General features: G+C 71.6%; 19 protein-coding genes. 11 read left to right on the top strand and 8 right to left on the bottom strand.

All coding sequences use genetic code 11. From position 1 onward, the window contains the following. Position 1: 1 nt before the first annotated feature. Genes tssL through JJQ90_RS08985 form a run of 6 tightly spaced genes read right to left on the bottom strand, consistent with a single transcriptional unit; the run spans position 2 to position 7,075 of the window. Positions 2–1,375, bottom strand: a complete 1,374-nt coding sequence (gene tssL / locus JJQ90_RS09010; RefSeq protein ID WP_216874516.1) for a type VI secretion system protein TssL, long form — start codon at positions 1,373–1,375, stop codon at positions 2–4. Beyond that, positions 1,372–2,712 carry a type VI secretion system baseplate subunit TssK gene (gene tssK / locus JJQ90_RS09005; RefSeq protein WP_216874514.1) on the bottom strand — a complete coding sequence of 447 codons (1,341 nt, stop codon included), beginning with the start codon at positions 2,710–2,712 and terminating at the stop codon, positions 1,372–1,374. Before tssK ends, tssL begins: the two co-directional genes overlap by 4 nt. A gap of 26 nt (positions 2,713–2,738) precedes the next feature. Continuing rightward, positions 2,739–4,184 (bottom strand): type VI secretion system-associated FHA domain protein TagH, encoded by a 1,446-nt coding sequence (tagH, locus tag JJQ90_RS09000; RefSeq protein ID WP_216874512.1) that lies wholly within the window; start codon positions 4,182–4,184, stop codon positions 2,739–2,741. An 11-nt stretch (positions 4,185–4,195) separates the two neighbouring features. Continuing rightward, entirely contained in the window at positions 4,196–4,498 is a 303-nt protein-coding gene (locus JJQ90_RS08995) for a PAAR domain-containing protein (protein WP_216874510.1), read from the bottom strand. A gap of 1 nt (position 4,499) precedes the next feature. Further along, positions 4,500–5,090: a DUF6931 family protein gene (locus tag JJQ90_RS08990; RefSeq protein WP_216874508.1), complete on the bottom strand. Its 591-nt coding sequence runs from the start codon at positions 5,088–5,090 to the stop codon at positions 4,500–4,502. Continuing rightward, positions 5,090–7,075 (bottom strand): type VI secretion system Vgr family protein, encoded by a 1,986-nt coding sequence (locus JJQ90_RS08985; protein WP_216874506.1) that lies wholly within the window; start codon positions 7,073–7,075, stop codon positions 5,090–5,092. The genes JJQ90_RS08990 and JJQ90_RS08985 overlap by 1 nt, the downstream gene beginning before the upstream one ends. A 249-nt stretch (positions 7,076–7,324) precedes the next feature. Here JJQ90_RS08985 and JJQ90_RS08980 point away from each other — a divergent pair, with 249 nt between their 5' ends. Both JJQ90_RS08980 and JJQ90_RS08975 read left to right on the top strand, forming a co-directional pair. After that, positions 7,325–8,365, top strand: coding sequence for a hypothetical protein (locus tag JJQ90_RS08980; protein ID WP_216874504.1), 1,041 nt, complete (start codon positions 7,325–7,327; stop codon positions 8,363–8,365). A 105-nt stretch (positions 8,366–8,470) separates the two neighbouring features. Next, positions 8,471–11,470, top strand: coding sequence for a caspase family protein (locus tag JJQ90_RS08975; protein ID WP_216874502.1), 3,000 nt, complete (start codon positions 8,471–8,473; stop codon positions 11,468–11,470). A 103-nt stretch (positions 11,471–11,573) separates the two neighbouring features. On the opposite strand, the gene JJQ90_RS08970 is transcribed toward JJQ90_RS08975, so the two are convergent. Then, on the bottom strand, positions 11,574–12,053 hold the full coding sequence (locus JJQ90_RS08970; RefSeq protein ID WP_216874500.1) for an Hcp family type VI secretion system effector: 480 nt from the start codon (positions 12,051–12,053) through the stop codon (positions 11,574–11,576). Positions 12,054–12,119: 66 nt separating this feature from the next. Then, positions 12,120–14,771 carry a type VI secretion system ATPase TssH gene (tssH, locus tag JJQ90_RS08965; RefSeq protein WP_216874498.1) on the bottom strand — a complete coding sequence of 884 codons (2,652 nt, stop codon included), beginning with the start codon at positions 14,769–14,771 and terminating at the stop codon, positions 12,120–12,122. A 263-nt stretch (positions 14,772–15,034) separates the two neighbouring features. Between tssH and tssA the strand changes: the two genes are divergently transcribed. From tssA to JJQ90_RS08920, 9 genes are all read left to right on the top strand, one after another. Continuing rightward, on the top strand, positions 15,035–16,150 hold the full coding sequence (gene tssA, locus JJQ90_RS08960) for a type VI secretion system protein TssA (RefSeq protein WP_216874496.1): 1,116 nt from the start codon (positions 15,035–15,037) through the stop codon (positions 16,148–16,150). A gap of 187 nt (positions 16,151–16,337) precedes the next feature. Continuing rightward, positions 16,338–16,844 (top strand): type VI secretion system contractile sheath small subunit, encoded by a 507-nt coding sequence (gene tssB / locus JJQ90_RS08955; RefSeq protein WP_216874494.1) that lies wholly within the window; start codon positions 16,338–16,340, stop codon positions 16,842–16,844. 3 nt (positions 16,845–16,847) lie between these two features. After that, positions 16,848–18,338, top strand: a complete 1,491-nt coding sequence (tssC, locus tag JJQ90_RS08950) for a type VI secretion system contractile sheath large subunit (protein WP_216874492.1) — start codon at positions 16,848–16,850, stop codon at positions 18,336–18,338. Between the two features lie 4 nt (positions 18,339–18,342). Further along, entirely contained in the window at positions 18,343–19,857 is a 1,515-nt protein-coding gene (tssC, locus tag JJQ90_RS08945) for a type VI secretion system contractile sheath large subunit (protein ID WP_216874490.1), read from the top strand. A gap of 121 nt (positions 19,858–19,978) precedes the next feature. After that, positions 19,979–20,767 carry a type VI secretion system accessory protein TagJ gene (locus tag JJQ90_RS08940; RefSeq protein WP_230410501.1) on the top strand — a complete coding sequence of 263 codons (789 nt, stop codon included), beginning with the start codon at positions 19,979–19,981 and terminating at the stop codon, positions 20,765–20,767. A gap of 2 nt (positions 20,768–20,769) precedes the next feature. Next, positions 20,770–21,261 (top strand): type VI secretion system baseplate subunit TssE, encoded by a 492-nt coding sequence (tssE, locus tag JJQ90_RS08935; protein ID WP_216874486.1) that lies wholly within the window; start codon positions 20,770–20,772, stop codon positions 21,259–21,261. Between the two features lie 79 nt (positions 21,262–21,340). Further along, complete coding sequence (gene tssF, locus JJQ90_RS08930; protein ID WP_216874484.1) at positions 21,341–23,170, top strand: type VI secretion system baseplate subunit TssF; 1,830 nt, start codon at positions 21,341–21,343, stop codon at positions 23,168–23,170. Then, positions 23,167–24,156, top strand: coding sequence for a type VI secretion system baseplate subunit TssG (tssG, locus tag JJQ90_RS08925; protein ID WP_216874482.1), 990 nt, complete (start codon positions 23,167–23,169; stop codon positions 24,154–24,156). Before tssF ends, tssG begins: the two co-directional genes overlap by 4 nt. Beyond that, on the top strand, positions 24,153–25,667 hold the full coding sequence (locus tag JJQ90_RS08920; protein WP_216874480.1) for a class I SAM-dependent methyltransferase: 1,515 nt from the start codon (positions 24,153–24,155) through the stop codon (positions 25,665–25,667). Before tssG ends, JJQ90_RS08920 begins: the two co-directional genes overlap by 4 nt. Positions 25,668–25,685 lie beyond the last annotated feature (18 nt).

The raw sequence follows: 25,685 nt of genomic DNA, 5'->3' as shown, positions 1-25,685 counted from the left end.
CTCAACGGCGCTCCCCACGCGACAGCACCAACTCGATGCGGCGGTTTTCCTCGCGCCCCTCCGCCGTGGCGTTGCTCGCCAGCGGTTCGGTATCGGCGCGGCCGACGGCGGTGAAGCGGCTGGAATCTGCGCTGGCCGCCGCGATCACCCGCATCGCGGCCTCGGCGCGGGCCAGCGACAGGTGGTGGTTGGAGGGGAAGCGCACGGAGCGGATCGGCTGGCTGTCCGAATGGCCATAGAGAATGACGCGCCCGCGTTCCTCGGCCAGCGCCTCCGCGATGCGGTTCAGCAGCGGCAGGAAGTTGGATTCGACGGCCGCGCTGCCGGAGCCGAACATGCCGCGGCCCTTGATGCGAATGGTCAGGCGCTGCGCATCGCCATCCACCACCACCAGGTTCTGGCGGATTTCCGGCGCCAGGAAGGTCCGCACCCGATCAACCAGGTCGGGCCGCGCGCTGGGCGGCGGCGGCGGTGGCGGGGCGGGCGGCACGGGGGGCGCGCTGCGGTCGATGGCGGGCAGCCCGCCCGGCGGCAGGCTGGCGAGCCGCTGCTGCAAGCCGTCGCCGGCCGCATTCACCGTGTCGGACACAAAGATCCAGCCGAAGGCCAGCAGCGCCACGGCGACGGCACCGGCCACCCAGGCCGGCACGGAGCGGCCCGGCCCGCGATGCGGCGCGTCCACGCCGCGCCAATGCGGCGACAGCTCCCGCTCCCAATTGCCGCGGAGCTGGACCAGAAGCTGGTACAGACCCTCCCGGATCCGGTCCAGCTCGGCATGGCCGCGCGGGGCCAGGCGGTAGCGGCCCTGGAAGCCGAGGGCGAGGCAGAGGTAGCAGATCTCCAGCGCCGGCAGGTACCGGCCCGGGTCCTTCTGCATGCCCGCCAGCAGGTCGAAGAAACGATCGCCGCTGCGCACCTCCTGGTGGAAGGAGGAGACGAGGGAACGCGTGGCCCAGCCGCTGGCCTGGCCCCAGGGGGTGGCCAGCGCCACATCGTCCAGCGCGGCACAGAGCGCATAATGCGCGGCGCGAAGCTGGTCGGGCGAGACCTCCATGGCGCGGCACTCGGCCTCGAAGGCGCGCAGCGCCCGCATGGCGCGTTCGCGCAGCTCCTCCGGGTTGGCGACCTGCGCCGCCTGCGGCCCGGCGCCGAGCCGCGCCAGCAGGTCGAGCAGGGGCGCGGCGGCGGCGGCGATGGGCGAGAGGCCGACCTTGGGCAGGGCCTCCGCCTCCCCCGCCATGCGGGGCGCGGCCTGGGCCGGCGCAGCGGGCTGGGCGGTGGCGGCGCGGGGCGGTGGCGGTGGCATGGCGCCGCCGGCACCCCGCACCACCGTGCGGTCATTGTCGTCCGGTTCGGAGAAGGGATTGTCGCTCATGCGCGGATCGCCCAGAGCTCCATGCGCAGATTCGGGAACTCGCCGGAGACATGGATGGCGAAGCCGCCGGAGGTCTGCATCTGCTGCCAGTGTGGGCTGCCCCTATCGAGCTCGAAATAGGTGGCGCCGGCATTGAAGGGGATCTGGCGCGGCGCGACGGGCAGCGGCCGGATGGCGATGCCCGGCAGCGCGACGTTCACCAGCTCGCGGATATGTTCGACGGCGCCGATCTTCACCTGGTTCGGGAAAATCCGGCGAAGCTGTTCGCCGGGCACATCCGCCGCGACGGTGAGGACGAACTGGCTGGCGCGCAGCAGGTTGCGGTCGACGATGGCGCCGACGCGGACGCCGAACTTGCGGTCCTGCAAGGGGATGGAAACCGCGTTCGTCTCCAGCACCTGCGACAGCGACCGGCGCAGATCGGCGACGACGGGCGCGAAGCTGCGCTGCAGGTCGTCATGGCGATAGGCGGGATAGGCGGTGGCGCGCTTGTCCGGCGCGGTGAAGGTCGCCAGTTCCCCGGCCAGTTGCACCAGCGCCGAAAACAGCGTCTCGGGATGCAGATTGCCCGCATCCGCCCAATGGGCGATCAGCGGCTGCCAGCGGTTGATGGTCTGCAGCAGAAGAAAATCCGCCACCTGCGCCACGCCCTGGGCGCCGGGCTGGCCGAGCCGCGCCGCCAATGCCTCCCCGCGCTGGCCCAGCATGCCGACAAGCTCGGAGACCAGGTTGTTCAGCACGGCGGCGGCGGAGACGCGCAGGCAGGGCGGGATGAAGCGCTCATCCAGCACCACGCGGCGATCCGCCTGCACCTCCACCACCCGGGCGAGGCCGAGGCAGGCATAGCCGGCGCGTTCCTCGCTTTCGAGCATGTAGCGCATGCGCAGCTTTCCGATGGCCAGTTCGGCGGCCATGGTGCTGTCGCTATGGGTGTCGAAGGCCTCGAAGGCGCGCAGCGTGTGGCGGGCATGGGTCGCTTCCGGTCCGGCCTCCGGGCTGGCGACTTCCTGGGTGCCGGCGCGGCGCAGCGGCAGGGCCAGATAGACCACGGCGTTGCGCGTGCCCTCCGGCAGGTCGAGCGGCAGCGGCGCGTCGGCGGTGCCGGGGATGGCGAAGGGGGTGCCATCCTCCATCACCCCGGCCGCGCCGGACAGGGCGAAGCGCCCGGCCGCCAGCAGGTCCCGGTCCAGGCCGAGTTCGGTGACGCCCCAGGGATGCGGGCGCAGCGGCGCGGCCCGGGACTGGAGCAGATGCTCGAAGTGCCGGTCCTGCTGCTGGAAGTGCTGGGCGCGGAGGAACATGCCCTCCTGCCACACGACCTTGTCGTGCCAGACCATCGCTATGCGTCATCCCTCAAGCCGGTTCAGTGGCCGCGCATGGCCTGTTCATAGGCACGGGCGAAAGCCTTGCCGAAGGCGCTGTCGAAGTCATCCTCGAATTGTTCTGCCAGCAGCGCGTGCCGCCGCCTATAGGCTTCCCAGAGACGCTTCTCCCGCGCCCCGGGCAAAAGGCCGCCGCCGGGGTCCTCCGCCTCGATCGAGGCGGGCGAGAGCCGTTCCAGCAAAGCGCGCGCGGCGGCCTGGGTGGCGGCCAGCGTCGCCACCTGATGCGCCGTCAGATCCTCCACCGTCTCCCGCACCGCGGCCAAAGCCGGGGTGCGCGGGTCGAGCAGCGTGGCCAGGGCCTGGTCCTCGGTGGCGGCGAATTTCAGCGGGTTGTTGTTGGCGGCGCGCAGCATGGTCTGCTCGATGCGGAATTCGCGCTTCACATCGGCCCGCGCGATCAGCAGGGCGCGGATGCCGGTAATGGCGGCGCGCAGCACGGCGCCGGCGGCGCGCAGCGCGGCATCGGGGTCCTGCGCCGCGGGCTGCGGCGGCAGGCCGGCGCCGGCCAGCAATGCGGCCAGGCCACCAGCAGCTGCCATCGGCGCGGGTGCGACCGGCGGTGGCGTGGCGGGGATCGGCGCGGCCTGCGGCGTTGGCACGGGGTCGCCGGCTTCCAGGAAGGGATCGCGTGGCGGCGAAAGCGGCGTCGTGGGCAGGGGGTAGGACGCGGCCGGCGGCGGAAAGCTGGGCGCCGGGACGCCGAAGGGATCGGGCGTCGGCGGTGGATAGGCGGCGGCGGGCGGCGTCGGTGCCAGAGGGGGCGCGGCCGGGGGCACGGCCGGGCGCGGGGTCAGGTCCAGGTCCCAGTCATCCGGGATCTGCGACTTGCCCACCGGCAGGCTCGGCGGGACCATGAAGGCCTCGGCGGTGGAGGGCGCGTGATCCGGCATCGGCGCGGGATCCTGGCCGAAGGGATCGAAATCATCCGGCAGCATGCCGCCGCCCATGCCGCCACCGAGGCCGACACCGGAGGATGCGCCGAACGTCGGGGGCGGGCTGGCGCCAAAGCCAGGCAGGCTGGCCGCGCCAAACCCCTGGCTCGGCGGGGCATCCGCGGCTGGGTCGCTGGCCGCGCCCCAGCCGCGGCTCGCGCCAGGCGCGGCGGCCTCGGCGATCCGCACCTCGATCTCATAGGCGCCGAGCCGCAGCCGGTCGCCATCCAGCAGCGGCCGCACCTGGTCGCGGCCGAGCGGCGCCTCTGCATGGTTCACGAAGGTGCCGTTGGTGGAGAGGTCCCGCACCTGCCAGCCACCGCCATAGAATTCCAGCACGCAATGGCGCTTGGACAGCACGCGGTCCGGGTCCTGCAAGGGCCAGTCGCAATCCGCGCCACGGCCCAGGCTGATCTCCCCACCCGCCGCGCGGCGCTGGCCGGGCGCCACGGCATCGGGGCAGCGCAGGACCGAAAGGGTGATTTCCGCCATGCCGTGCCTCCTCAGCCGCCGATCAGGACGGTTGGATAGCCCATGACCAGCACGCCGCCATGGCCGCACATGTCGCCGATGCGCGCCGCCGGCAGCTTGTTCACCAGCACCGTCATGCTGCCCTTCACGATGACATCGGGCGGGCCGACGCACATGCACATGTCGCTGATGCGCGCCTGCGGCAGCTTGCCGGTCAGCACATTGGGGGAGCCGGTCAGCACCGGCCCGCCGACATGGGGAATCGGCGGCAGGCCCGGCGTCACCATCGGGCAGACATGCATGTCGGTGATGCGGGAGGCCGGGGGTCCCGCCATGCTAATCCTGCTCCTTCTCGATGCGCCCGGCACCGCCAGCCGCGATGTCCCGGGCCGAGACCAGGAAGCGCACGAGCCGGTCCTGCGCCCGCTCCGGCCTCAGCCGCACCGCCGCCAGCACCACGCCGCCGCTGATGGCGACGCCGGTCAGGTGATCGGGCGGCGGCACCTCCGGCTGGCCGAGCGGGGCCATGCTGCCGCTGGACCAGAAGGCGCCGACGGCGGCCCAGGCCTCCGGCGTGCGGAAGCCGGTGCGTTGCGCGGCCTCCATCGCCGCGCGGCGCAGCCCGTCATCGCCCGGCTTGCGCACCCAGGCCTCGGCGGCCAGCAATGCCTCGGCATCCACGGTCAGCAGAGCGGGGTCGGGGACGGCGCGGGCGCACATGCAGCCCCACCACACCGCCTCCCGCTTCGGCAGGGCATGGGCGGCCAGCCGCGCGGCCTCGTTGCGCAGGCCCGCCGCTTCCAGCCGGGCGATGCCCTCCGCCGCCGTCGCGACGCCGGCGATGGCATTGGCGGCCGGCGGGTCCAGCTCCAGCCGCGGCAGCAGGGGGGCCAGCGGGGTCGCCAGCTTGGGAAAGTTGCCGGTCATCAGTTGATCATCACCAGCAGACCTTCGGTCTGGAGCAGGGTATCCGCCTTCTCCTGCACCATCAGCCCCTTGGTCTTGTGCATGAGCTGCGCCTCGCTGCTGATCAGCAGGCCCTTCAGCGTGATGCCGGCCTGGTCCACGACGAGGGAGGACTGCCCGACCTTCAGCGTGATCGACTGCATCGCCTCCAGCGTGATAGCGCCGAGGTCACACTTGATCGAGAGATTGCCGAGTTGCAGTTGCGTGCTGTCGTTTCCCATTTTCAGCACGGTGTCACGGTTGCCCATCTCGATGGCCAGTGAATCATTGCCCATCTTGATGGTTTCGCTGCGGCTGCCCTTTTCCAGTGTCAGCGTGTCGTCCGCATCCTTCACCGTCACGGTGCGGGCGTTCTGCACCACCTCCGTCTGGTTGTGGCCGATCGTGCGCTTCTCGTCGTTCTCGACCTCGACCGTCAGGTTCTTCTGCGCATGCAGCGTGATGTCCTCGCTGCCCTTCTTGTCCTCGAAGCGCAGCATGTTGGCATCCGCCGCGCTGTCGGATTTGTAGCTGCGCGTCAGGATGCCGCTCTGCGCCTTGTTCGTGCCGGGCTTGAAGGGCGGCGGCGCATCCTTGCCATAGACGGAGCCGACGACGATCGGCCGGTCGGGATCGCCATCGAGGAAGGCGACCAGCACCTCATCCCCCACCCGCGGCGGGAACCAGGTGCCGCCCCAGGCGCCGGCCGCGGTCTGCATGACGCGCACCCAGATGGAGGAGGTATCGTCATCCTCCGCCCAGCGGTCCCAGCGGAAGCGCAGCTTCACCCGGCCGAATTCGTCGAGATGGATCTTCTCGCCCTTCGGCCCGGTGACCTTGGCCGAATGCATCCCCGGCATCATCGGGCGCGGATGGCGCGGCTGCGGCATCCAGACGCGGGAGGCGAGGACCAGCATGACGGAGGATGAGTAGTTCTCGGTCCCGCCGGCGCCGGCCGTGATGCCGGACATGTCCTGCGCCTCGTGCCGCACCCCCGTCTCCAGGTACTGGCGGGTCAGCAGCGAGCCATCCTCCCGCCGGACGCCGACGGTCAGGCGAAGCCCGGCGCAATGCCGCGGGTCGCGCGCCAGGGCGGCATAGGCCTCGGAGGCCGCCTCCATCGCGCCCATCGCCACCTCGGCCGTGTCGGTGCCGGGCCGCGTGCTGTTGCCGCCGGGCCAGTGGAAGACCTCGGCGCCGTCCCACATCGGCGGCTCCTCCAGGAAGTTCCGGGTTGGCCGCGCCTGGTGCAGCACTTCAGACGGCTTGCTGCGCTCGTCGTCCATGTCGTCGAGCACGACGCCGAGGCTGCGCATGCGGTTGACGCGGTGCCAGCCGCTCAGCTCATCGAGCGCGGTGGAGGCGTGTTCGGCCACCACCTCGCCGCCCGGGAACTGCGGAAAGCCCTGCGCCGTATGCGCCACGCCCATCTCATGGCCGGAGGCCGTGTGGGTGAAGTAGTAGCTGAGGCCGTGCTCCTCCAGCAGGCGGGAGACGAAGTGCAGGTCGGTCTCGTTGAACTGGGTGCAGTAGGGCATCGGCTCGAAGTCGGGCAGCATGCTCCACTTCGGCGCGGGCAGGCCGTGATCCTCCAGCACCTGGGTGACGACGTCCTGCACGGACTTGTCCTGGAAGATGCGGCAGTTGCGGCGCAGGCCGAGCCGCCAGAGGCCCGGCACCGCGATCAGCCGATAGGCCATGCGGCCACCCGCCCCGGGGCCGAGGCGCCGGAATTCGGCGATGACGCCGTGGAAGTGACGCGTCAGCGGCGAGGGTCCGCGCTGCGTCACGGTCAGGCAGACCTCCTTGGCCAGCATGTCCTTCGGCAGCAGGTTGGGATCGTCGCCGAGCACATCGGCCTCGATCGTATAGGGCTGGCCCAGCTCCTCGGTCACGGCGAGTCGCACGGCCAGCAGGGCGCGGTCGGGAAGATGCGACTTGATGCCGAGTAGTCGCGGAGGCTCCATCCCGTTCAAGACCTCCCTCACCGCCCGGTGGATACGCACGGGTCGAACCGCATTGCGGGCGACCTGGGACGCGCCGCGCGACCTGCAAGATAGACAGGCTTGGCCGCCATAGGAAGCGAGCGCGCCACCCGGCGCAACACCCCGCAACAGTGTTGCGTCGCACGCGCAATGCGGGGAACGGGGCGGTCATCGCCCCATGCGCGATGGGCTGATAGGCTCGGTCCCACAATCCCGAATGGGTTCCCGCTCATGCCGCGCGCCATCGCATATCGCCACACACCGCCGCCCTCCATCGGTTCCCCCTGGCGCCGCGGCCTGTCGCTGCTGACCGCCGCCGCGCTGCTCAGCGCCTGCGTGACGACGCGGGAGGGGCGGATCGGCGCCGATGACGGCGATGCCTGCCGCACCCAGCTCGTGGCGCTGGACAGCACCGGCAATTTCTTCGGCGAGGACATTCTGCGCGGTGCCGCCATGGGCGCGGTCGGCGGCGCGGTGCTCGGCGGGTTGCTGGCGGCGGCGACCGGCCAGCGCGGCAGCGGCATCGCCGCCGGCGCGGGCATCGGCGCGGTGGCGGGCGGCCTGACGGGTGGCACGCTCGGCTACCTCTCCGCCCGGCAGCAGCAGGCCGCCGACCAGGCCTCGCTGAACCAGGCGATCGCCACCGACCTGGCGGCGGAGAACGCCCAGCTCGACCGCACCCAGATCGCCTTCGACCAGCTGATGGATTGCCGCTTCCGCAGCGCCCAGCAAATTCGCGCCGACGCCGCCAACGGTCGTCTGGCCCGGCCGCAGGCCCAGGCGGCGATGGACAATCTGCGCGCCCGCACCCAGCGCGACGTGCAACTGGCCCAGACCATCAACACCCAGATCACCCGGCGCGGCGCCGAATTCGACACGGCGATCGACACGGTGGCGCCGGAAGCGAAGCAGATGGCGCAGGCGCCGTCCCGCACCATCCCGGCCGCCGCGCGCGGCGAGGTGAAGCTGCGGCTGCGCCCCGATGCCGGCGCGCCGGAAGTCGCGGCCGTCTCCGCCCGCGAAAGAGTGACGCTGCGCCCGGCGCGCAATGGCTATGCCCAGGTCGAAACCGCCTCCGGCCTGCGCGGCTATGCCCCGGCCAGCGCCTTCCCGGAAGCGCGCAGCCTGGCCGCGCGGCCGGCCGTGGCGGAGGGCGGCGATGTGCGCTCCCTGGCCGCCAGCAACATCGCCCGGCGCGACAATTTCGCCGAGAGCGTCGGCACGGCGGACCGCCTGGCGCAGCAGGGCCAGGGATTCGAGCTGGCGACCTGAGGGCAAGCCTGCTTCCGCCGGCAGGCGCGCGATGCCACCCTGCGCCGCCACGCATGACCGGCACAGGGGAGGCAGGCGATGACCGCGCATCGAAGGTGGCCCGCCATGGACAGGACGGGCCTCAGCGATCCGCGCCGCGTCGCGCGGCTTCTGCTTCTGCTGCTGCTGACCGCGATGGCCGGCGCGGCGCGCGCCCAGGACCCGCCCCAGCAACCCTTCCTGCGGGTGGAGGCGGCGGCGCATACCGCGCCCGTGGCGCGGCTGGCCACCGATGCGGTGGGGCGCGTGCTGGCCAGCGTCTCCGACGACAAGACGCTGCGGCTCTGGGACCTGCCGGAGGGCACGCTGCGCGCCGTGCTGCGCCCGCCCATCGCGCCGGAGGCGGAGGGCGAGCTCTATGCCGTGGCGCTGACGCCGGATGGGCGCCGCGCCTTCGTCGCCGGCTATACCGGCGCCGCCTGGGATCGCAGCTTCGCCATCTATCTGTTCGACACCGCGACCGGCCGCATGCTGGCCCGCCTGCCCGGCCTGCCGGCGCCGGTGCAGCATCTGGCCGTCTCCGCCGACGGCACGCGGCTGGCGGCGGCACTCGGCGGGCGCGCCGGCATCCGCGTCTGGAACGCCAGCAATGGCACGGCGCTGTGGGAGGATACCGGCTTCACGGGCCCGGCCCGCATGGTGGCCTTCGAACCGCAGGGCGCGCGACTGGCGGCGAGCGGCGCCGATGGCCGGCTGCGCATTTATGATTCGAACGGCCGCAAGCTGGCGGAGCGTGTGCCGCTGGCCAATGCCCGGCCCTTCGGCCTGGCCTGGTCGCCCGATGGCGGGCTGCTGGCGGTGGGGTTCGAGGACCGGCTGCGGGTGGAGGTGCTGGCGGCGGCCGACCTGCGCGCCGTCTTCAGCCCCGATGTCACGGGGCTGGCCGGTGAGGGCCTGCCGGCGGTGGCCTGGGCGATGGATGGGCGCGGCGGCGTGCAGCTTCACGCGGCCGGCTATGCGCGGCGCGCCGTGTCACCGGCCACCGCGCGCGGCGTCGTCGCGCCAGCCGGCGCGCGTGGCGTCGTGGTGCCGGGTGGCGCGGCGGAAAGTGCGCGGCGCGACTTCGTCATCCGCCGCTGGGGCGACTACGGGCTCGGCGCCTTCACCGATATCCCGGCCGCGCGGGATGCCATCGCGCATCTGCTGCCTTTGCCCGGCGGCGGTCTGGCCTTCGCCGCGGCCGATCCGGGCTGGGGCATGCTGGCGCCGGATGGGCACCTCGCCATCGCGCCGCGGCCGCCGGGGGCGGATTTCCGGGCGACCGGCGCGGCCATCGCCGTGTCGCCGGACGGCACGCGGCTGCGCCTGGCGCTGCGACCGGGCGCCGCGCCGCTGGTCTTCGACGCGCTGGCGGGCAGCCTCGGCCCGGCCGAGACGTCCGGCTTCGTCACGGCGCGGACCGAAAGCGCGCGGCTGGCGGTGAGCGACTGGCAGAATGCCAACCGCCCGCGCCTGGGCCGCACGCCGCTGGCGCTGGGCGCCGGCGAATTCGCCCGCAGCCTGGCCCTGCGGGAGGGCGATACCGGGTTGCTGCTCGGCACCGACAACCATCTGCGCCTGTTCGACGCGCAGGGCCGGCCGCAGGCGAGCCTGCAGGTGCCGGGCGCGGTCTGGGGCCTGACCCTGGCCGGCGATATCGCGGTCGGCGCGCTGGGCGACGGCACGCTGCGCTGGTGGCGGATCGGGGCCGGCGAGATCACCGAACTGGCGGCGCTGTTCATCCACGCCGAATCCCGGCGCTGGGTTCTCTGGACGCCGGAGGGGCTGTTCGACCACGCGCCGAATGGCGGTCAGGAACTGGTGGGGCTGCACCTGAATGGCGGCCGCGCCCAGACCCCCGAATGGGCCAGCTTCCGCCAGGCCTATCGCGCGCTCTATGCCCCCGCCGCCGTGCGCGGGCGCATCGCAGGCGACGGCGCGCCGGCCCGCGCCCGGCTGGCCCAGCTCGGCGCGATCCGCGAAAGGGTCGGACGCCTGCCGCAACTTGCCGCGCAAGATGCCTGCGCCGTGGTGGGAGAAGACTGCATGCCGGTCGCATGGAATGCGCGCGACCTGCCGGCCGGCGCCACCGCGCTGCGGCTGCGCTTCGGCACCACCGATCGGGGCCTGGGACTCGGCCCGCTGGATGTGCTGGTGAATGACCGCATCGCCGCCCGAGCGGAGACGCGCGGCGCGGCGCAAGGCGGGGTGCTGGAGGCGGAGGTGCCGCTCGACCCCGGCGCGAATCGCATCGCCACCCGGCTTTATGCCGAGGATCGCACGCTGTTCACCGAAGGGCCCGCGCTGGATCTGCGCCGGGCGGGCGAGGCGGCGCCGCCGGCCGCGGGGCGGCTGGTGGTGCTGGCCATCGGCATCAACCGCTACGCCAACCCTGCCCTGAACCTGAACTTCGCGGTGGCGGATGCGGATTCGGTGGCGCAGGCGCTGCGCAGCCGCGCCGGCGGGCTGTTCCGCGATGTCGAGGTGACGGTGCTGCGCGACGCCCAGGCGACCCGGCGCGGCATATTGGCGGCGCTGGAGGCGGTGGCGCGGACGACGCAGCCCAACGATACCTTCGTGCTCTATCTCGGCGGCCATGGCCTGCGCACGGAGCCCGACCAGCGCTTCCTGTTCCTGCCGCAGGACACGACCGATACCAGCAACTGGGCGGCGCTGCGGCGCCAGGGCATCGAGGATTCCGCGCTGGTCGCGGCCATCGCCCGCATCCGCGCGCGCGACGGGCTGCTGCTGCTGGACACCTGCCATGCCGGGCAGCTCACCCTCGACCAGCTTTCGGCCCTGGGCAATGAGACGGGGCGCTTCCTGCTGGCGGCCAGCACCTCGGTGCAGGAGGCGCTGGACAGCTACAACGACCGCAACGGCGTCTTCGCCCATGCGGTGCTGGAGGCGCTGGGCGGCAGCGCGGCCACGGATGCGGAAGGGCGCGTCAGCGCGCTGGCGCTCGGCGAATGGGTGACACGGCGCGTGCCGCAGCTCGCCGCCGAGAAGCGCCACAGCCAGGATGCGGTGTTCCGCAGTGCCAGCCGCGACCTGCGGAGCTTTCCGCTGGCGCTGGTGCCGCGCTGATCCCGCGTTGCCAAGTGCCCGACAGCAAAACGCCTCCGTCGCATAGCGACGGAGGCGTTCTGGGTCGGGGGCCGCGCCGGGGGTCCGGCGCGGCGCGGCGACGTCAGCCGGACTTGGCGTTGGAGATGTCGTAGATGACATGGCCCGTCGTGGTCGACTTGAACTTGTCGTCGACCTTGATGTACTCGCTGTCGAACTTCGTGAAGTTGAACGACAGCGACTCCGAGGGGCGATCACCGCCGCTGCTGATCGAATAGCCGCTGATCAGCGTGTTGGTCAGGATGTACTTCTGGTAGGCGACGTGCTTGCCGGCGCCATCCGTCTGCGTCATCTCGATCTTCACGGTCTTCGCGTCGCCGCCGATCGACTCCTTCAGCATGAGCGGGGAGATCGCGTCCATGGTCTTGGTCACGACGATCTCCGACACGCTCGGCGCCGTCGCCTCGCGCTTGGAACCGCCGCCGACGCCGGAGGAGATGCCGCGGCCGACGCCCCACTGCATGGAGTTGACCTCCATCCAGTCCTTGTAGCCCTCGGCGGTCGCCTCGCCCTTCAGGTCGCCATACTTGATGAAGATCGCCATTGTCCGGTCCCTTGCCTGTGGTTGACCAACATTCCCCGAATTCCGTTGCCTCGGCGGCGGGGCCTTTCAGCCGAGGTCGTACCGGAAGCCGCCGGCATCATCGATGCCGACCTGCACCCGGCCTATCTCGCCACCCTCCGCCAGGCGCCCCAATATGCCGGCCGAAAGCTCCGGCAGCAGGGTGCGGCTGAGGATGTTGTCGATGTTGCGCGCGCCCGATTCGACCTCCTTGCAGCGGGAGACGATGGTCTCCGGCACCGCATCGTCGAATTCCAGCGGCACGCCATAGCTCTCCTGCATCCTGCGGCCGATGCTGCGCAGCTTCAGCACGCAGATCTTCTTCAGGATGTCATCCGCCAGCGGGTAGTAGATGACGGTGTTGCAGCGGCCCAGGAAGGCCGGCTTGAAGACCTTCAGCAGGTCGGGCTGCAGCGCCTCCCGCAACGGCTCCGGATCCGGCGCGGTGTCCGGGTCGGCGCAGAGCTTGGCGATGGTGTCGGTCCCCGCATTGCTGGTCATGATGATGACGCAGTTGCGGAAGTCGATGTCCCGCCCCTCCCCGTCCTTCATCTGGCCCTTGTCGAAGACCTGGTAGAACACGTCCTGCACGCCGGGATGGGCCTTCTCCATCTCATCCAGCAGCACGACGCTGTAGGGACGGCGGCGCACGGCCTCCGTCAGCACGCCGCCCTCGCCATAGCCGACATAGCCGGGCGGCGAGCCCATGAGGAGCGAGACCTTATGCTCCTCCTTGAACTCGCTCATGTTGATGACGGTGAGGTTCTGCTCACCGCCATAGAGAAGATCGGCCACCGCCAGCGCGGTTTCCGTCTTGCCGACGCCGGAGGTGCCGGCCATCAGGAAGACGCCGATCGGCTTGCGCGGATCGGTCAGGCCGGCGCGGCTGGTGCGGATGGCCTGGGCGATGGCGTCCAGCGCATGGTCCTGGCCGACGACGCGCTCCATCAGCTTCTGCTTCAGGTTGAGCACGGTCTTGATCTCGTCGGAGACCATGCGCCCCACCGGAATGCCGGTCCAGGTCGCGACGACTTCCGCCACCGCCTGGCCATCGACCACCGGATGCACCAGCGGCGTCTCGCCTTGCAGCGTCTTCAGTTCCTTCGACGCATCCGCCAGATCCTGCTTGATCTGCGCGGCATCGACCGGCGGCGCATCGGGCGTCAGGCCCAGCGCCGCGGTTTCCGCCTGCAGGCGCAGATCCCGGATCCGCGCGACCAGCGCCTTCTCCTGCTCCCATCGCGTGTTCAGCTCGGCCAGCTCGGCCTCCGCCTTCGTGCGCTCCGCTTCCAGCGTCGCGATGCGCGTGGCGTGGTCGCTGCCGGTGGCGGATTCGCGGCCCACCGCGCCGAGTTCCGTCGCGATCATCTCCAGCCGGCGCGTGCGATCCTCGATCGGCGCGGGGATGGAGGCCTGGCTCATCGACACGCGGGCGCAGGCTGTGTCCAGCAGCGACACGCCCTTGTCGGGCAATTGCCGCGAGGGGATGAAGCGCGCCGACAACTTCACCGCATCGGTGATCGCCTCGTCCAGGATGCGCACGCCGTGGTGCTTCTCCAGCGTCGCGACCAGGCCGCGCAGCATGGCCATGGCCAGCGGCTCCGACGGCTCCTCCACCTTCACCACCTGGAAGCGGCGGGTCAGGGCGGCGTCCTTCTCGAAGTACTTCTTGTATTCGGCCCAGGTGGTGGCAGCGACGCAGCGCAGCTCGCCACGCGCCAGCGCGGGCTTCAGCAGATTCGCAGCATCGTTCTGCCCGGCCTGGCCGCCGGCGCCGATCAGCGTATGCGCCTCGTCGATGAACATCACGATCGGCGTCGGCGAGGCCTTCACCGTGTCGATGACACCCTTGAGTCGATTCTCGAATTCGCCCTTCACGCCGGCGCCCGCCTGCAGCAGGCCGAGGTCGAGCGACATCAGCTTCACATTGCGCAGCGCCGCCGGCACGTCGCCCTGGGCGATGCGCAAGGCGAGCCCCTCCACCACCGCGGTCTTGCCGACGCCGGGCTCCCCGGTGAGGATCGGGTTGTTCTGACGGCGGCGCGTCAGGATATCCACCATCTGGCGGATTTCCGCATCGCGACCGAGGATCGGGTCGATTTTTCCCGCCTTCGCCTGCGCCGTCAGGTCGGTGCAGAATTGTTCGAGCGGACCGTCGCCACGCGGCGCGCCGGCGGCGGGCGCGGCACCCGGCGCGGCGGCCGTCGCTTCCGCCTGCCCGGCCTCGTCGCTGCCGCTGGTGAGATCGGTGAGGTTGCGCCGCACGCGGTCCGGCGGGACGGCGGCCAGCGTCGCGGAACTGTCACGCAGCGTGCGCGCCAGCGCATCATCGGCCAGCAGCGCCGCCAGCAGATGGCCGCTGCGAATCCGCGTGGCATTCGCCTCCAGCGAGGCGATCAGCCAGGCCTCCCGCAACCAGGCCACGATGTCGGGCGACAGAGCGGGCGCGCGGGCATTGCCGGTGCGCAGCCGGTCGAGCGCCCTGGTCAGTTCCCCGGCGACCTTGCCGGCATCGACCTCCAGCTTGCGCAGCGCATGGGCGATGTCGCTGCCAGGCGTTTCCACCAGCTTCAGCAGCACATGCTCGATCTCGACATTGTAGTGGCTGCGCGACAGCGTCAGCCCGGCGGCGGCTTCCACCTGCCTGCGGCAGAGATCGCTCAGGCGACCGACGACGGATTTCAGGTCCACAGCCACCATGTGAGAAAACGCTCCTCGACCCGCGCCTGGCGTTGATTGTTGACCGCTAGACCATAACGGTGTCGCAAGCTAACCATCGGTTGCGCAGGTGTCCACAATGCCAGCGGTTCGGCCGGAGCGTGTTTCAGGACGTTTCGCCGCGTTTCGTGCCGCCCAGCGCGCGCTATCGCTGAGACCGGAAGCTGCGGCAGAGTAGGATACGGGCAATCTGGCGGCGCCCAGGCGCGCCGACCACACACGCATGACGCGCAAAGGGGGGCTGGGTGGCCGAGGATCCGATCGAGCTGGAGGCGCTGCTGGCGCCGGTCGAGGGCAGCGAAGGCGGCGCCGGCGCGAATCTGCGCGAGGATTATTCGCCCAGCTCGCCCTATCAGCGCCTGCGCGACGCCCGCGCCGCCGCCCGCGCCGAGGAACGCGCCCGCGACAGCGAGGGCGACACCGAAAGCCCGCCCGCCGATGGCTGGCGCGACGTGATGCGCGTGGGCCAGGAGGCGCTGGCCAACCGCGCCAAGGATTTCGAGATCGCCGCCTGGCTGACGGAGGCGCTGGTGCGCCATCACGGGCTGGCCGGGCTGGCGGCCGGGGCGAAGCTCATCACCGGGCTCTGCGAGACCTATTGGGACGCCGGCTTCCCGCAGCCGGATGAGGATGGGCTGGCTGCCCGCGCCGCGCCGATCGGCGGCCTGGCGGGTTCGGGCGGCGACGGCACGGTGATGCAGCCGCTGCGCCGCCTGCCGCTGTTCCGCCGCACGGACGGCACGCCGCTCGGCCTGTACCAATGGGATCAGGCGGAGGAGACGGAGGCGATCGTCAATGAGGAACGCCTGGCCGCGCGGCGCGCGGCGGGGGTGCCGGAACTGGCGACGCTGAAGGCCGAGGCCCGCATCGACCGCGCCTTCCTGGCGGGCGTGGCCGTGGACGCGGCTGCCGCGAAAGCAGCCTGGGCCGCGATGGAACAGACCACGGAGGACCGCTTCGGGTCCGAGGCGCCCTCCACCGGCAATGTCGCGCGGCTGCTCGACCGGCTGATCGAGGTGACCGGGCAGTTGGGCGGCGGTGCCTCCGCCGCGCCTGAACCGGTGGCGGCACCCGCAGCCGGCCCCGTCCCCTCGGCCGGCGTGCCCGTCGTCGCCCAGGCGGCCGCCACGGGCGGCCCGGCGGTGATCGCGACGCGGGAGGATGCGCTGCGCGAACTGGGCCGGATCGCCGAGTTCTTCCGCCGCACGGAGCCGCATTCCCCCCTGGCCTATACGCTGGAGGAGGCGGTGCGCCGTGGCCGCATGACGCTCGCCGAACTGCTGGCGGAGGTGCTGCCGGATGAGGAGGCGCGGCACGGGCTGCTGGCGCGGCTCGGCATCCGGCCGGTGGAACCGGAATGAGGAGCCCCCGCCCGCGCAACGCGGCGAAACCATTGGCGGCACCCGCAAAGGTTGACGCCACCCGAACCGAAAGCGTTCACTGCCGCCCTGGCAATGACAGAGGTCGGAACGACCCCGAAACCGGCTGGCCGCCTTGCGGCCGGCATCCCCACCCCACTTTCCCCAGCATGAGGAACCGCGAAGCGCCATGACAAGTGTCCATGACAAGCTGGCGCGCGTGCGCAAGCCCCGCGTCCACATCACCTATGAGGTCGAGACCGAAGGCGCCGCCATCGTGCGCGAGCTGCCCTTCGTCGTCGGCGTGATGGGCGATTATGCCGGCGACCCGGCCGAGCCGCTGAAGCCGCTGGCCGAGCGCAAGTTCGTGCAGATCGACCGCGACAACTTCAACGACGTGATGGCCCGCATCGCGCCCGGCCTGAACCTGAAGGTGGACAACACCCTGGCCGGCGATGGCAGCCAGATGGCGGTCAACCTGAAGTTCAGGTCGATGGAGGACTTCGAGCCGGCCAAGGTGGCCGAGCAGGTCCCCGCCCTGAAGGCCCTGCTGGAGACCCGCGCGAAGCTGCGCGACCTGATGAGCAAGGTGGATCGCTCCGACGAGCTGGAGGGCCTGCTGGAGCAGGTGCTCAACGACAAGTCGAAGCTCGATGCGCTGTCCGCGGAACTCGGCCTCGACAAGAAGGAGGGCTGACCGATGAGCTCGACCCAGTCACAACCGGGCGGCGCCACGACCACCACCGAAGAAGGCGGCCTCGGCCTGCTGGACCAGGTGATCGGCGCCACCAAGCAGACCGAGCGCGACCGCGCGCAGGAACTGATCAAGGCGCTGACCGAGGAAGCGCTGAAGGGCACCGTCACCTTCAGCCGCAACCTGTCGCAGACCTTCGACCGCGCCATCGCCGCGATCGACGCCAAGGTGTCCGAACAGCTCAACCAGGTGATGCACCATCCGCGCTTCACCAAGCTGGAAGGGTCCTGGCGCGGTCTGAACTACCTGGTGATGAACAGCGAGACCGGCACCAGCCTGAAGATCCGCATGCTTCAGGCCAGCAAGAAGGACCTGTCCCGCGATCTGCAGCGGGCCGTCGAATTCGACCAGTCCGGCCTGTTCAAGAAGATCTATGAGAACGAGTTCGGCACCCCGGGTGGCGAGCCCTACGGGTCGCTGGTCGGCGACTATGAATGGACCGCGCATCCGGACGATGTCGAGACGCTGCGGCTGATCTCCAACGTCGCCGCCGGCGCCTTCGCGCCCTTCATCTCCGGCGTCGGCGCGGAGATGTTCGGCTTCCAGGACTGGCGCGAATTGTCCAAGCCGCGCGACCTCGCGAAGATCTTCGAGACGCAGGAATACGCCAAGTGGCGTTCCTTCCGCGAGACGGAGGATGCGCGCTTCGTGGCGCTGGTCATGCCGCGCGTCATCGCCCGCCTGCCCTATGGCGCGGCGACCAAGCCGATCGAGGAATTCGCCTATGAGGAGGCGCCCTACAAGGATGGCGTCGCCCAGGCGCAGGGGCATCACGACTATTGCTGGATGAACGCGGCCTATGTGAAGGCGGCGCGGCTGACGGATGCCTTCGCGCAATACGGCTTCTGCACCGCGATCCGGGGCGCGGAGGGCGGCGGCAAGGTCTCCAACCTGCCGAACCACGTCTTCACCTCGGATGACGGCGACAGCGACGCGAAGTGCCCGACCGAGATCGGCATCACCGACCGGCGCGAGGCGGAGCTTTCCGGCCTCGGCTTCCTGCCGCTCTGCCACTACAAGAACACCGACTACGCGGTCTTCTTCGGCAGCCAGTCCGCCCAGAAGCCGAAGAAGTATGACCGGCCGGAGGCGACGGCCAATGCCGCCATCTCCGCCCGCCTGCCCTATATGATGGCGACGAGCCGTTTCGCGCACTACCTGAAGGTGATGGCGCGGGACAAGATCGGCTCCTTCATGGAGGCGTCGGATTGCGAGATCTGGCTGAACCGCTGGATCCAGAACTTCGTCAATCCGATGGAAGGCGCCGGCCAGGAATCGCGCGCCAAATATCCGCTGCGGGAGGCGCAGATCGAGGTGAAGGAGGTGCCGGGCAAGCCCGGCGTCTACAACGCCGTCGCCCATCTCCGCCCCTGGCTGCAGATGGAGGAGCTGACCACCTCCATGCGGATGGTGGCGCGGATTCCGCAGAAGTCCTGAACCGGTGAACCCGGCCACGCCGTTGCGCGATGCGGTGCTGGCCGGGCGTTTCCTCGGCCGCGATGCGGCGGCGGCCGGGCTTGCCGCCTTCATCGCGGAACCCGCGCCGGCCGGGCAGTTGCTGGGCTGGTTCGGGGAAGACCGGCTGGCGGCCATCGCGCGCGATGCCGCGCCGGTGGAGGCGCTGCGCGGGCTGCTCGACCGGGATATCGCGGCGCTGGATGCGATGCTCTCGGCGCAGTTGGACGCGGTGCTGCAGGCGCCGCGCCTGCGCCGGCTGGAAGGGTCCTGGCGCGGCCTCGCCTGGCTGGTGGACCGGCTGCCCGCCGCCAATGCGCGCATCCGGGTGAAGCTGCTGACGGCGCGCTGGGCGGAGATATGCCGCGACCTGGAACGCGCGGTGGAATTCGACCAGAGCCAGATCTTCCGCAAGGTCTATGAGGAGGAGTTCGGCATCGCCGGCGGCGAGCCCTTCGGCATGATCGCCGCCGATTACGAGCTGCGCCACCTGCCCGCCCCCGGCCACCCGACCGATGATGTGGGCGCGCTGACGGCGCTGGCCGGGGTCGCCGCCGCGGCCTTCGTGCCGATCGCGCTGGCCGCCTCGGCGGAGCTGGTCGGGCTCGACAGCTTCGCGGAAGCGCCGCCCGCCTTCGACCTGGGCGCGGCGCTGGCCGGCCCGGAACATGCGCGCTGGCGCAATGCGGCGGCGCAGGAGGATATGCGCTTCCTCTGCGTCACCCTGCCCCGGGTGCTCGGCCGTGCGCCCTGGCCGGATGACGGCGCGCGGGTGGACCGCTTCCGCTATCGCGGCCATGCGGCGGGTGCGGCGCAGCGGGTCTGGACCACGCCGGTCTATGGCCTGGCGGCCGCGGCGATCCGCGCCTTCGACCGCTTCGCCTGGCCCGGCGAGGTGCGTGGCGCGGAGCCGCAGGAGGAGGCGGTGGGCGGCGTTCTGGACGGCCTGCCCTATGAGCGCTTTGCCTCCGACCCCCCCGGCCCGCCGCCGCGCGCGCCGCTGGACCTCGCCTTGACCGATGAGCAGGAACGGCAGTTGAGCGATGCGCGGCTGGTGCCGCTTTCGGCGCTGGAGGGGCTGGCGGAGGCGAGCTTCGGCGCGCTGCCCGCGCTGCATCGCCCGCCGCGCATGAACAGCGCCATCGCGGAGGCCAATCAGCGCCTGTCGACGCAGATCAACACGCTGCTCTGCGTCAGTCGCTTCGCGCATTGCATCAAGCTGATGGGCCGGGACATGGTGGGCTCGGCGCGGGAGGCGCCGGATGTGGAGCAGGAATTGCAGCGCTGGCTGGATCGCTTCGTCAGCGGGTTGGGCTCCGGCGGCGCCGAGGTGACGGCCAAGTACCCGCTGCTGGATGCGCGGGTGGAGGTGCGGGAGCGGCGCGGCAAGCCGGGCGTCTATGGCTGCACCGTGCATCTGCGGCCGCATCACCAGTTGGATGAGGTGGGGGCGGCGTTCCGGCTGGTGACGGAATTCGCGCCGCGCCGAGGGGCAGCGTGATGGGCGGCAGGGCAGGATGCATGCAGCCCAATGAAATATTTCGGGGCGCGGCGACGGCTAGGCTGCCCGTCGCGCCGATCGCAGGACAGCGCCGCCTCGCGGCCAGGGGGAAATGGAAGAAATGACCACCGCAGGGGATGCCTTTCATGCCGGCGACCTGGCCGGCGCCCTGGCCGCCGCCACCGCCGCGGTGAAGGCCGCGCCGGCCGATTCCGACGCGCGCTGGCTGCTGGCGGAGCTGATGCTCTATACCGGGGAGGCGGAGCGCGCCGACCGCATGCTGGATGCGGCGGCGCTGCGGGAGCCCAACCCCGCCGTGCTGGAATTCCGCAAGCTGCTGCGGGCGGAGGTGCTGCGCGGCCAGGTGCTGGGCGAGGGCCGCGCGCCGAAATACCAGGGCGACGACGCGACCCCGGCCCAGCAGGCGGCGCTGCGCGCCCGTGTCCTGCTGCGCGCCGGGGAGGTGGAGGCGGCGATCGCCGCGGCGGCGGAGGTGGAATCGCTGCGGCCCCGCATCGCCGGCACCGCCGATGACACGCCCTTCGACGACCTGCGCGACACCGACGACCTGTTCGCGGCGGAATTCGAAATCCTGACCACGGCCGGCGAGCATATGCTGGTGCCGGTCGAGCGCGTCCGCTCCCTGTCCTTCGACCCGCCGCGCCGTCCCCGCGACCTGTTCTGGCGCCGCTGCGCCATCGAGTTGAAGGACGGCACGGAAGGCGTGGTCTTCATGCCGGCGCTGTATTTCGGCGCCGACAAGGAAGCCGAGGGCGCGCTGAAGCTCGGCCGGGCCACCGAATGGACCGACCCCGATGCCGGCCCGGTGCGCGGGCGTGGCCAGCGGCTGCTGCTGGCGGGGGATGAGGCGCTGGCTATTGCCACCGTCACCACGCTGGTCTTCGACTGACGATGAGTGGCACCAGGGTACCAGCGCAGCGGGCACGGCTGCCGCTGCTGGATCGGCTGATGGATTCCGATCCGGGCGCGCCCGAACCGCCGCCGCCCAGCGCCGCCATGGCGCTGGAGATGCTGCACCAGGCCGTGCGTCGGGACCTGGAGGCGGTGCTGAACGCCCGCCGCCGTCGCCGCCCGGTGCCCGCGGCGCTGGAGGAGCTGGTGGTCTCGCCGCTGAACTACGGCATCCCCGATGCCACCTCCGGCGCCTATGCCGTGCCGGCCCGCCGCCAGGCTTTGGCGCGGGAGGTGGAGGCGACGATCCGGCGCTTCGAACCCCGGCTGATGTCCGTCCATGTCGAGTTGATCGCCGCCGAGGACGACCTCGGCCGCGCCCTGCGGCTGAAGGTGGATGCCGTGCTGCGCGCCGACCCGGTGCCGGAGCCGGTGAGCTTCGAGACGCTGCTCGAACCCGTCTCCCGCGACGTCACCGTACGGGAAGGCTGAGGGCATGCTCGGGAACGGCGCGATCCGACTAGTCTTGTCCGCCCGGCTCATCGCCGCCCCCTCGCCGAGCAGGCCCTGAATGTCCGACGATCTCCTCCCCTTCTACAACCGCGAACTCGCCGCCATCCGGCGGCTGGCGGGGGAATTCGCCGAGGCCAATCCGAAGGTCGCCGGCCGGCTGCGGATGACGCCGGATGCGGTGGACGACCCGCATGTCGAACGCCTGCTGGAAGGCGTCGCCTTCCTCGCCGCGCGGGTGCAGCACCGGCTGGATGACGAACTGCCAGAGCTGACGGATGCGCTGCTGGAACTGCTCTGCCCGCATCTGCTGGCGCCCGTCCCCTCCCTGACCACGGTGCGGCTGCTGCCCAAGCCCGAAGCCGCCGGCCCCGCCGTGGTGCCGCGCGGCACGCGGCTGGAGACGGAGAAGGTGCGGGGCGAGACGCTGACCTACCGCACCTGCCAGGACACCACGCTCTGGCCGCTGGCGGTGGAATCCGCGCGCCTCACCGGCCTGCCGCTGCCGGCGCCGGCCAATCCGCAGGCGCAGGGGGCGGTGGCGGTACTGCGGCTGGGCCTGTCGACCACCCTGCCCGGGCTGGGCATCGCCGATATCGGGCTGGACAGGCTGCGCCTGCATCTGCGCGGCGCCGGGCCGGTGCCGGTGCAATTGCTGGAACTGCTCTGCACCTCGACCCTGTCGATCGCGCTGGCCGATGGTCCCTCCGATCCGCGCCCGGTGCTGCTCGGGCGGGAATGCCTGCGCCAGGCCGGCTTCGCGCCGGAGGAAGCGGCCCTGCCCTGGCCGCCGCGCGCCTTTTCCGGCCATCGGCTGCTGACCGAATACTTCGCCTTCCCGGAGAAATTCCTCTACCTCGACCTCGATGGGCTGGAGCGCCGCGGCGCGGTGCAGCGCGGGCCGAAGATGGAGGTTTTCATCTATCTTTCCCGTGCGGTGCCCGAATTGGAACGCGCGGTTTCCGTCGAGAATTTCGCGCTGGGCTGCACGCCGGCCATCAACCTGTTCAAGCAGATCTGCGAGCCCATCGCGCTGGATGGCACGCAATCCGACTGGCTGGTGGTGCCCGATGCCCGCCGGCCGGCGGCGCTGGAAGTCTATGCGGTGGAGACGGTGCGGCTGAGCCGGGCGGAGGATCCCCGCCCCCGCCGCGTGCCCGCCTTCCACCGCCTGCTCGCCGAGGATGGGGCGGAGGCCGAGGCGCAGGGCGTCAGCTGGATCGCCGCCCGGCGCCCCGCGCCCGGCCTGCTGGGCGGCAGCGAGACGCGGCTGATGCTGCGCGACCCGCATTTCGACCCGTCCCTGCCGGCGGATGGGGTGCTTGGCGTCGATGCGCTGTGCTGCAACCGGGACCTGCCCTCGCTGCTGCCCTTCGGCGGCGGTCAGCCGCGTCTGCGCCTCGGCGATCCGGCGACGCCGGCGGCCAGCGCCGAATGCCTCTCCCCACCCACGCCGACGCTGCGGCCGCAGTTGCGGGAACGCAGCGGCTGGCGGCTGGTCTCGCACCTGGCGCTGAACCATCTGGGCGTCACCGGCGGGCCGCAGGCGGCGTTGGCCCTGAAGGAAATGCTCCGGCTGCACGACCTGCGGGACACGCCGGAGACGCGGCTGGCGCTGGAAGGGCTGCTCAGCGTCACCGCCACCCCCGGCGTGGCCCGCCTGCCCGGCCTGCGCCCCGGCAGCTTCGCGCGCGGGCTGGAGGTGACGCTGACCTTCGAGCCCCAGGCCTGGACCGCCGGCGGTCTCTTTCTTCTGTCCGGCGTGCTGGAACGCTTTTTGGCCTTGCAGGTCTCGATCAACGGTTTTGTCCGCAGCCAGGCGGTTTTGCGCGGGCGCAGCGGCACCGTCGCGAGCTGGCCGGCGCGCAGCGGGACGCGGGTACTGCTGTGACCGCGAAAGTCCCGCTTTCGCCACTCGAAAGACTGAAGGCCGAGCCGGCGCGGTTCAGCCTGGACCAGGCGGCCATCGTGCTCGGCGGCGATCCGCTGGACCTGCGCTACCGCAGCCAGGCCCGGCTGGGCGCCCCGGGCGGCGAAGTCGCCAGCGCCAATCCGGAGACGCGGGAGGTCGTCACCCCCACCTTCGGCCTGATCGGCCCCGGCGGCGTGCTGCCGCGCCACTACACGGCGACGGTGGGGGCGGAGGCGCGCAAACGCTCCACCGCGCTGCACCAGTTCATGGACATGCTGGCGCGCCGCTTCACCGGCCTGTTCGTCAAGGCCGGCGCGAAATACCGCCCGGCGCGGGACCCGAAGCCGGCCGAGACGGTGCTGGCCGCCGCCGCCGGCCTCGGCACGCCGCATCTGGTGGCGCGGCTGGCCACGCCGCTGCCGGCGCTGCTGTATCATGCGGGGGCGCTCGCCTCCCGCTCCCGCAGCGCCGAAAGGCTGCGTGGGCTGCTGACGGAGGAAACCGGCACGCCGGTGGAAATCGTGGAATTCGCCGGCGGCTGGATCCGCCTGCCGGCGGGCGAACAGTCCCGCATGGCCGGGCGCGGGCGACCGGGGGTGAATTGCGGGCTCGGCACCGATGCGGCGCTGGGCGCCCAGGCCTGGGACCCCTCCGCACGCTTCCTGCTGCGCCTCGGCCCGCTGAAATTGCGGGAGTTCGAGGCGCTGCTGCCCGGCAGCCCGCTGCATGGAAGGCTGGTGGAGCTGGTGCGGCTTCAGATCGGGCTGGAACAGGATTTCGCCTTGAATCCGGTCCTGGCGGCCGACGAGGTTCCGCCCCTGCGGCTCGGCGGGCCGGGCGGCGGCGCGCGGCTCGGCTGGACCGGCTGGCTGACCACGCCGCGGCCGCGCCGTGCCGATGTGAAGGACGCGCTGCTGCGCCCCGCCGCGCCGCAAACCCCACCCCAGCGAATGGACGCCGCATGAACGCCCCCTCCCCCTGGTCGCGCGGCTATCCGGTGGCGGAGCCCTACCCGGCCTCCTGGCACAGCTTCCAGTCGCCGGGGCATATCGCCGCCGCCTGCGCGCTGATGGGCGCGGCCTGGGAGGTGGCGCCCGGCCAGCCGATGCGGATCGCCGAGATCGGCTGCGGCAGCGGCTATACCGCCAATGTGCTGGCCGCCGGCAATCCGGACGCCGAGGTGCTCGGCCTGGACTACAACCCGGCGCATATCGCCGAGGCACGCTCCATGGCCGCCGCCGTCGGCCTCGCCAATGCCCGCTTCGAGGCGACCGATCTGGCGGAGCTGGACGGGGCGGAGCTGGACCGGCTGCCGGAATTCGACCTGGTGACGGTGCATGGCGTCTGGTCCTGGGTCGGCGATCCGGTGCGGGAGGGAATCCTGCGGCTGCTGCGGCGCAAGGTGAAGCCGGGCGGCGTGGTGCTGATGACCTACAACGCCCTGCCCGGGGCTGGCGGCGCGCTGGGCCTGTCGCGGCTGGTGCGCGGCTTCCTGCGCAGTTCGGGCTCCACCGCCGAGGGCATCGAGGCGGCGCGCGCCCAGGTGGAAAAGCTGGTGGCGGCGGAGGCGCCGAACCTGCCCAATTCCACCTGGCGCACTTTGCTGCTGGGCGAGGTGGCGAAGGCGCGGCAGGGCTACATGCTGCATGAATTCATCACCGACCATTGGCGCCCCTGCTTCTTCGCCGATGTGCAGGAGGCAATGGCCAGCGCCCGCTGCGACTATGTCGGCAGCGCCTCGCTGGACGAGAATTTCCCGTCCATGAGCCTGAGCCCGGCGCAGCGCGAAATCTGGGAGGCGGCGCCGGACGAGGCGGCGCGGCAGTTGATCTTCGACATGTGCGTCCCCCGCGCCTTCCGCCGCGATGTCTATGTGCGCGGGCTGCGCCGGGTGAACCGGGAGGCCGCGGTGGCGGCGATTCCGCTGGCCATCGCCACCCATGCCGGCGGCGGCCGCGCCATCCGCACCCAGGCCGGGGAGGCAGCGCTGCCGCCGGCGATCCTGGAGCCGATGCTGGCGGCGCTGCGGCAGGGACCACAGCAGGTGGGCGCGCTGCTCGCCCTGCCCGGCTGTGGCAATGTGACGCCGGCCGAGGCGCTGGCCATGCTGATCGGCAGCGGCAGCGCCCTGCCGCTCTGGCTGCGGCCGGGCGATGCGGGCTGGGACGAGGCGGCGGCGGCGGCGCGGCGGCTGAATGCGGTGGCGGCGCGGCGGCTGGCGGCGCATGGGCTCGGCACCGCCCGGCTGGCGCTGGCCACGCCGGCCCTGGCCGGCGGGCTTGCGGTGAATGCGATGGAACTGGCCGTCGCCGCCCTGGCCGCCGAAACGCCGGAGGCCGAACCGGATGCGCTGATCCGCCGCCTGATACCCCAAGGCCCCCTGCCGCCGGAGGAGGTTCTGGCCGGGGTGCGGGAGGAGGTGGCGGGGCTGCTGCGCGACCGGGGGCCGGTCTGGCGCGCGCTCGGGATCGTGTGAACGACACAGAGCGACATA

This window comes from Falsiroseomonas oleicola (assembly GCF_019029495.1).
Taxonomy (GTDB): Bacteria; Pseudomonadota; Alphaproteobacteria; order Acetobacterales; family Acetobacteraceae; genus Falsiroseomonas; species Falsiroseomonas oleicola.
The sequence above is the reverse complement of the archived record's forward strand: the minus strand, read 5'-3'. Positions and strand labels throughout refer to the sequence as shown.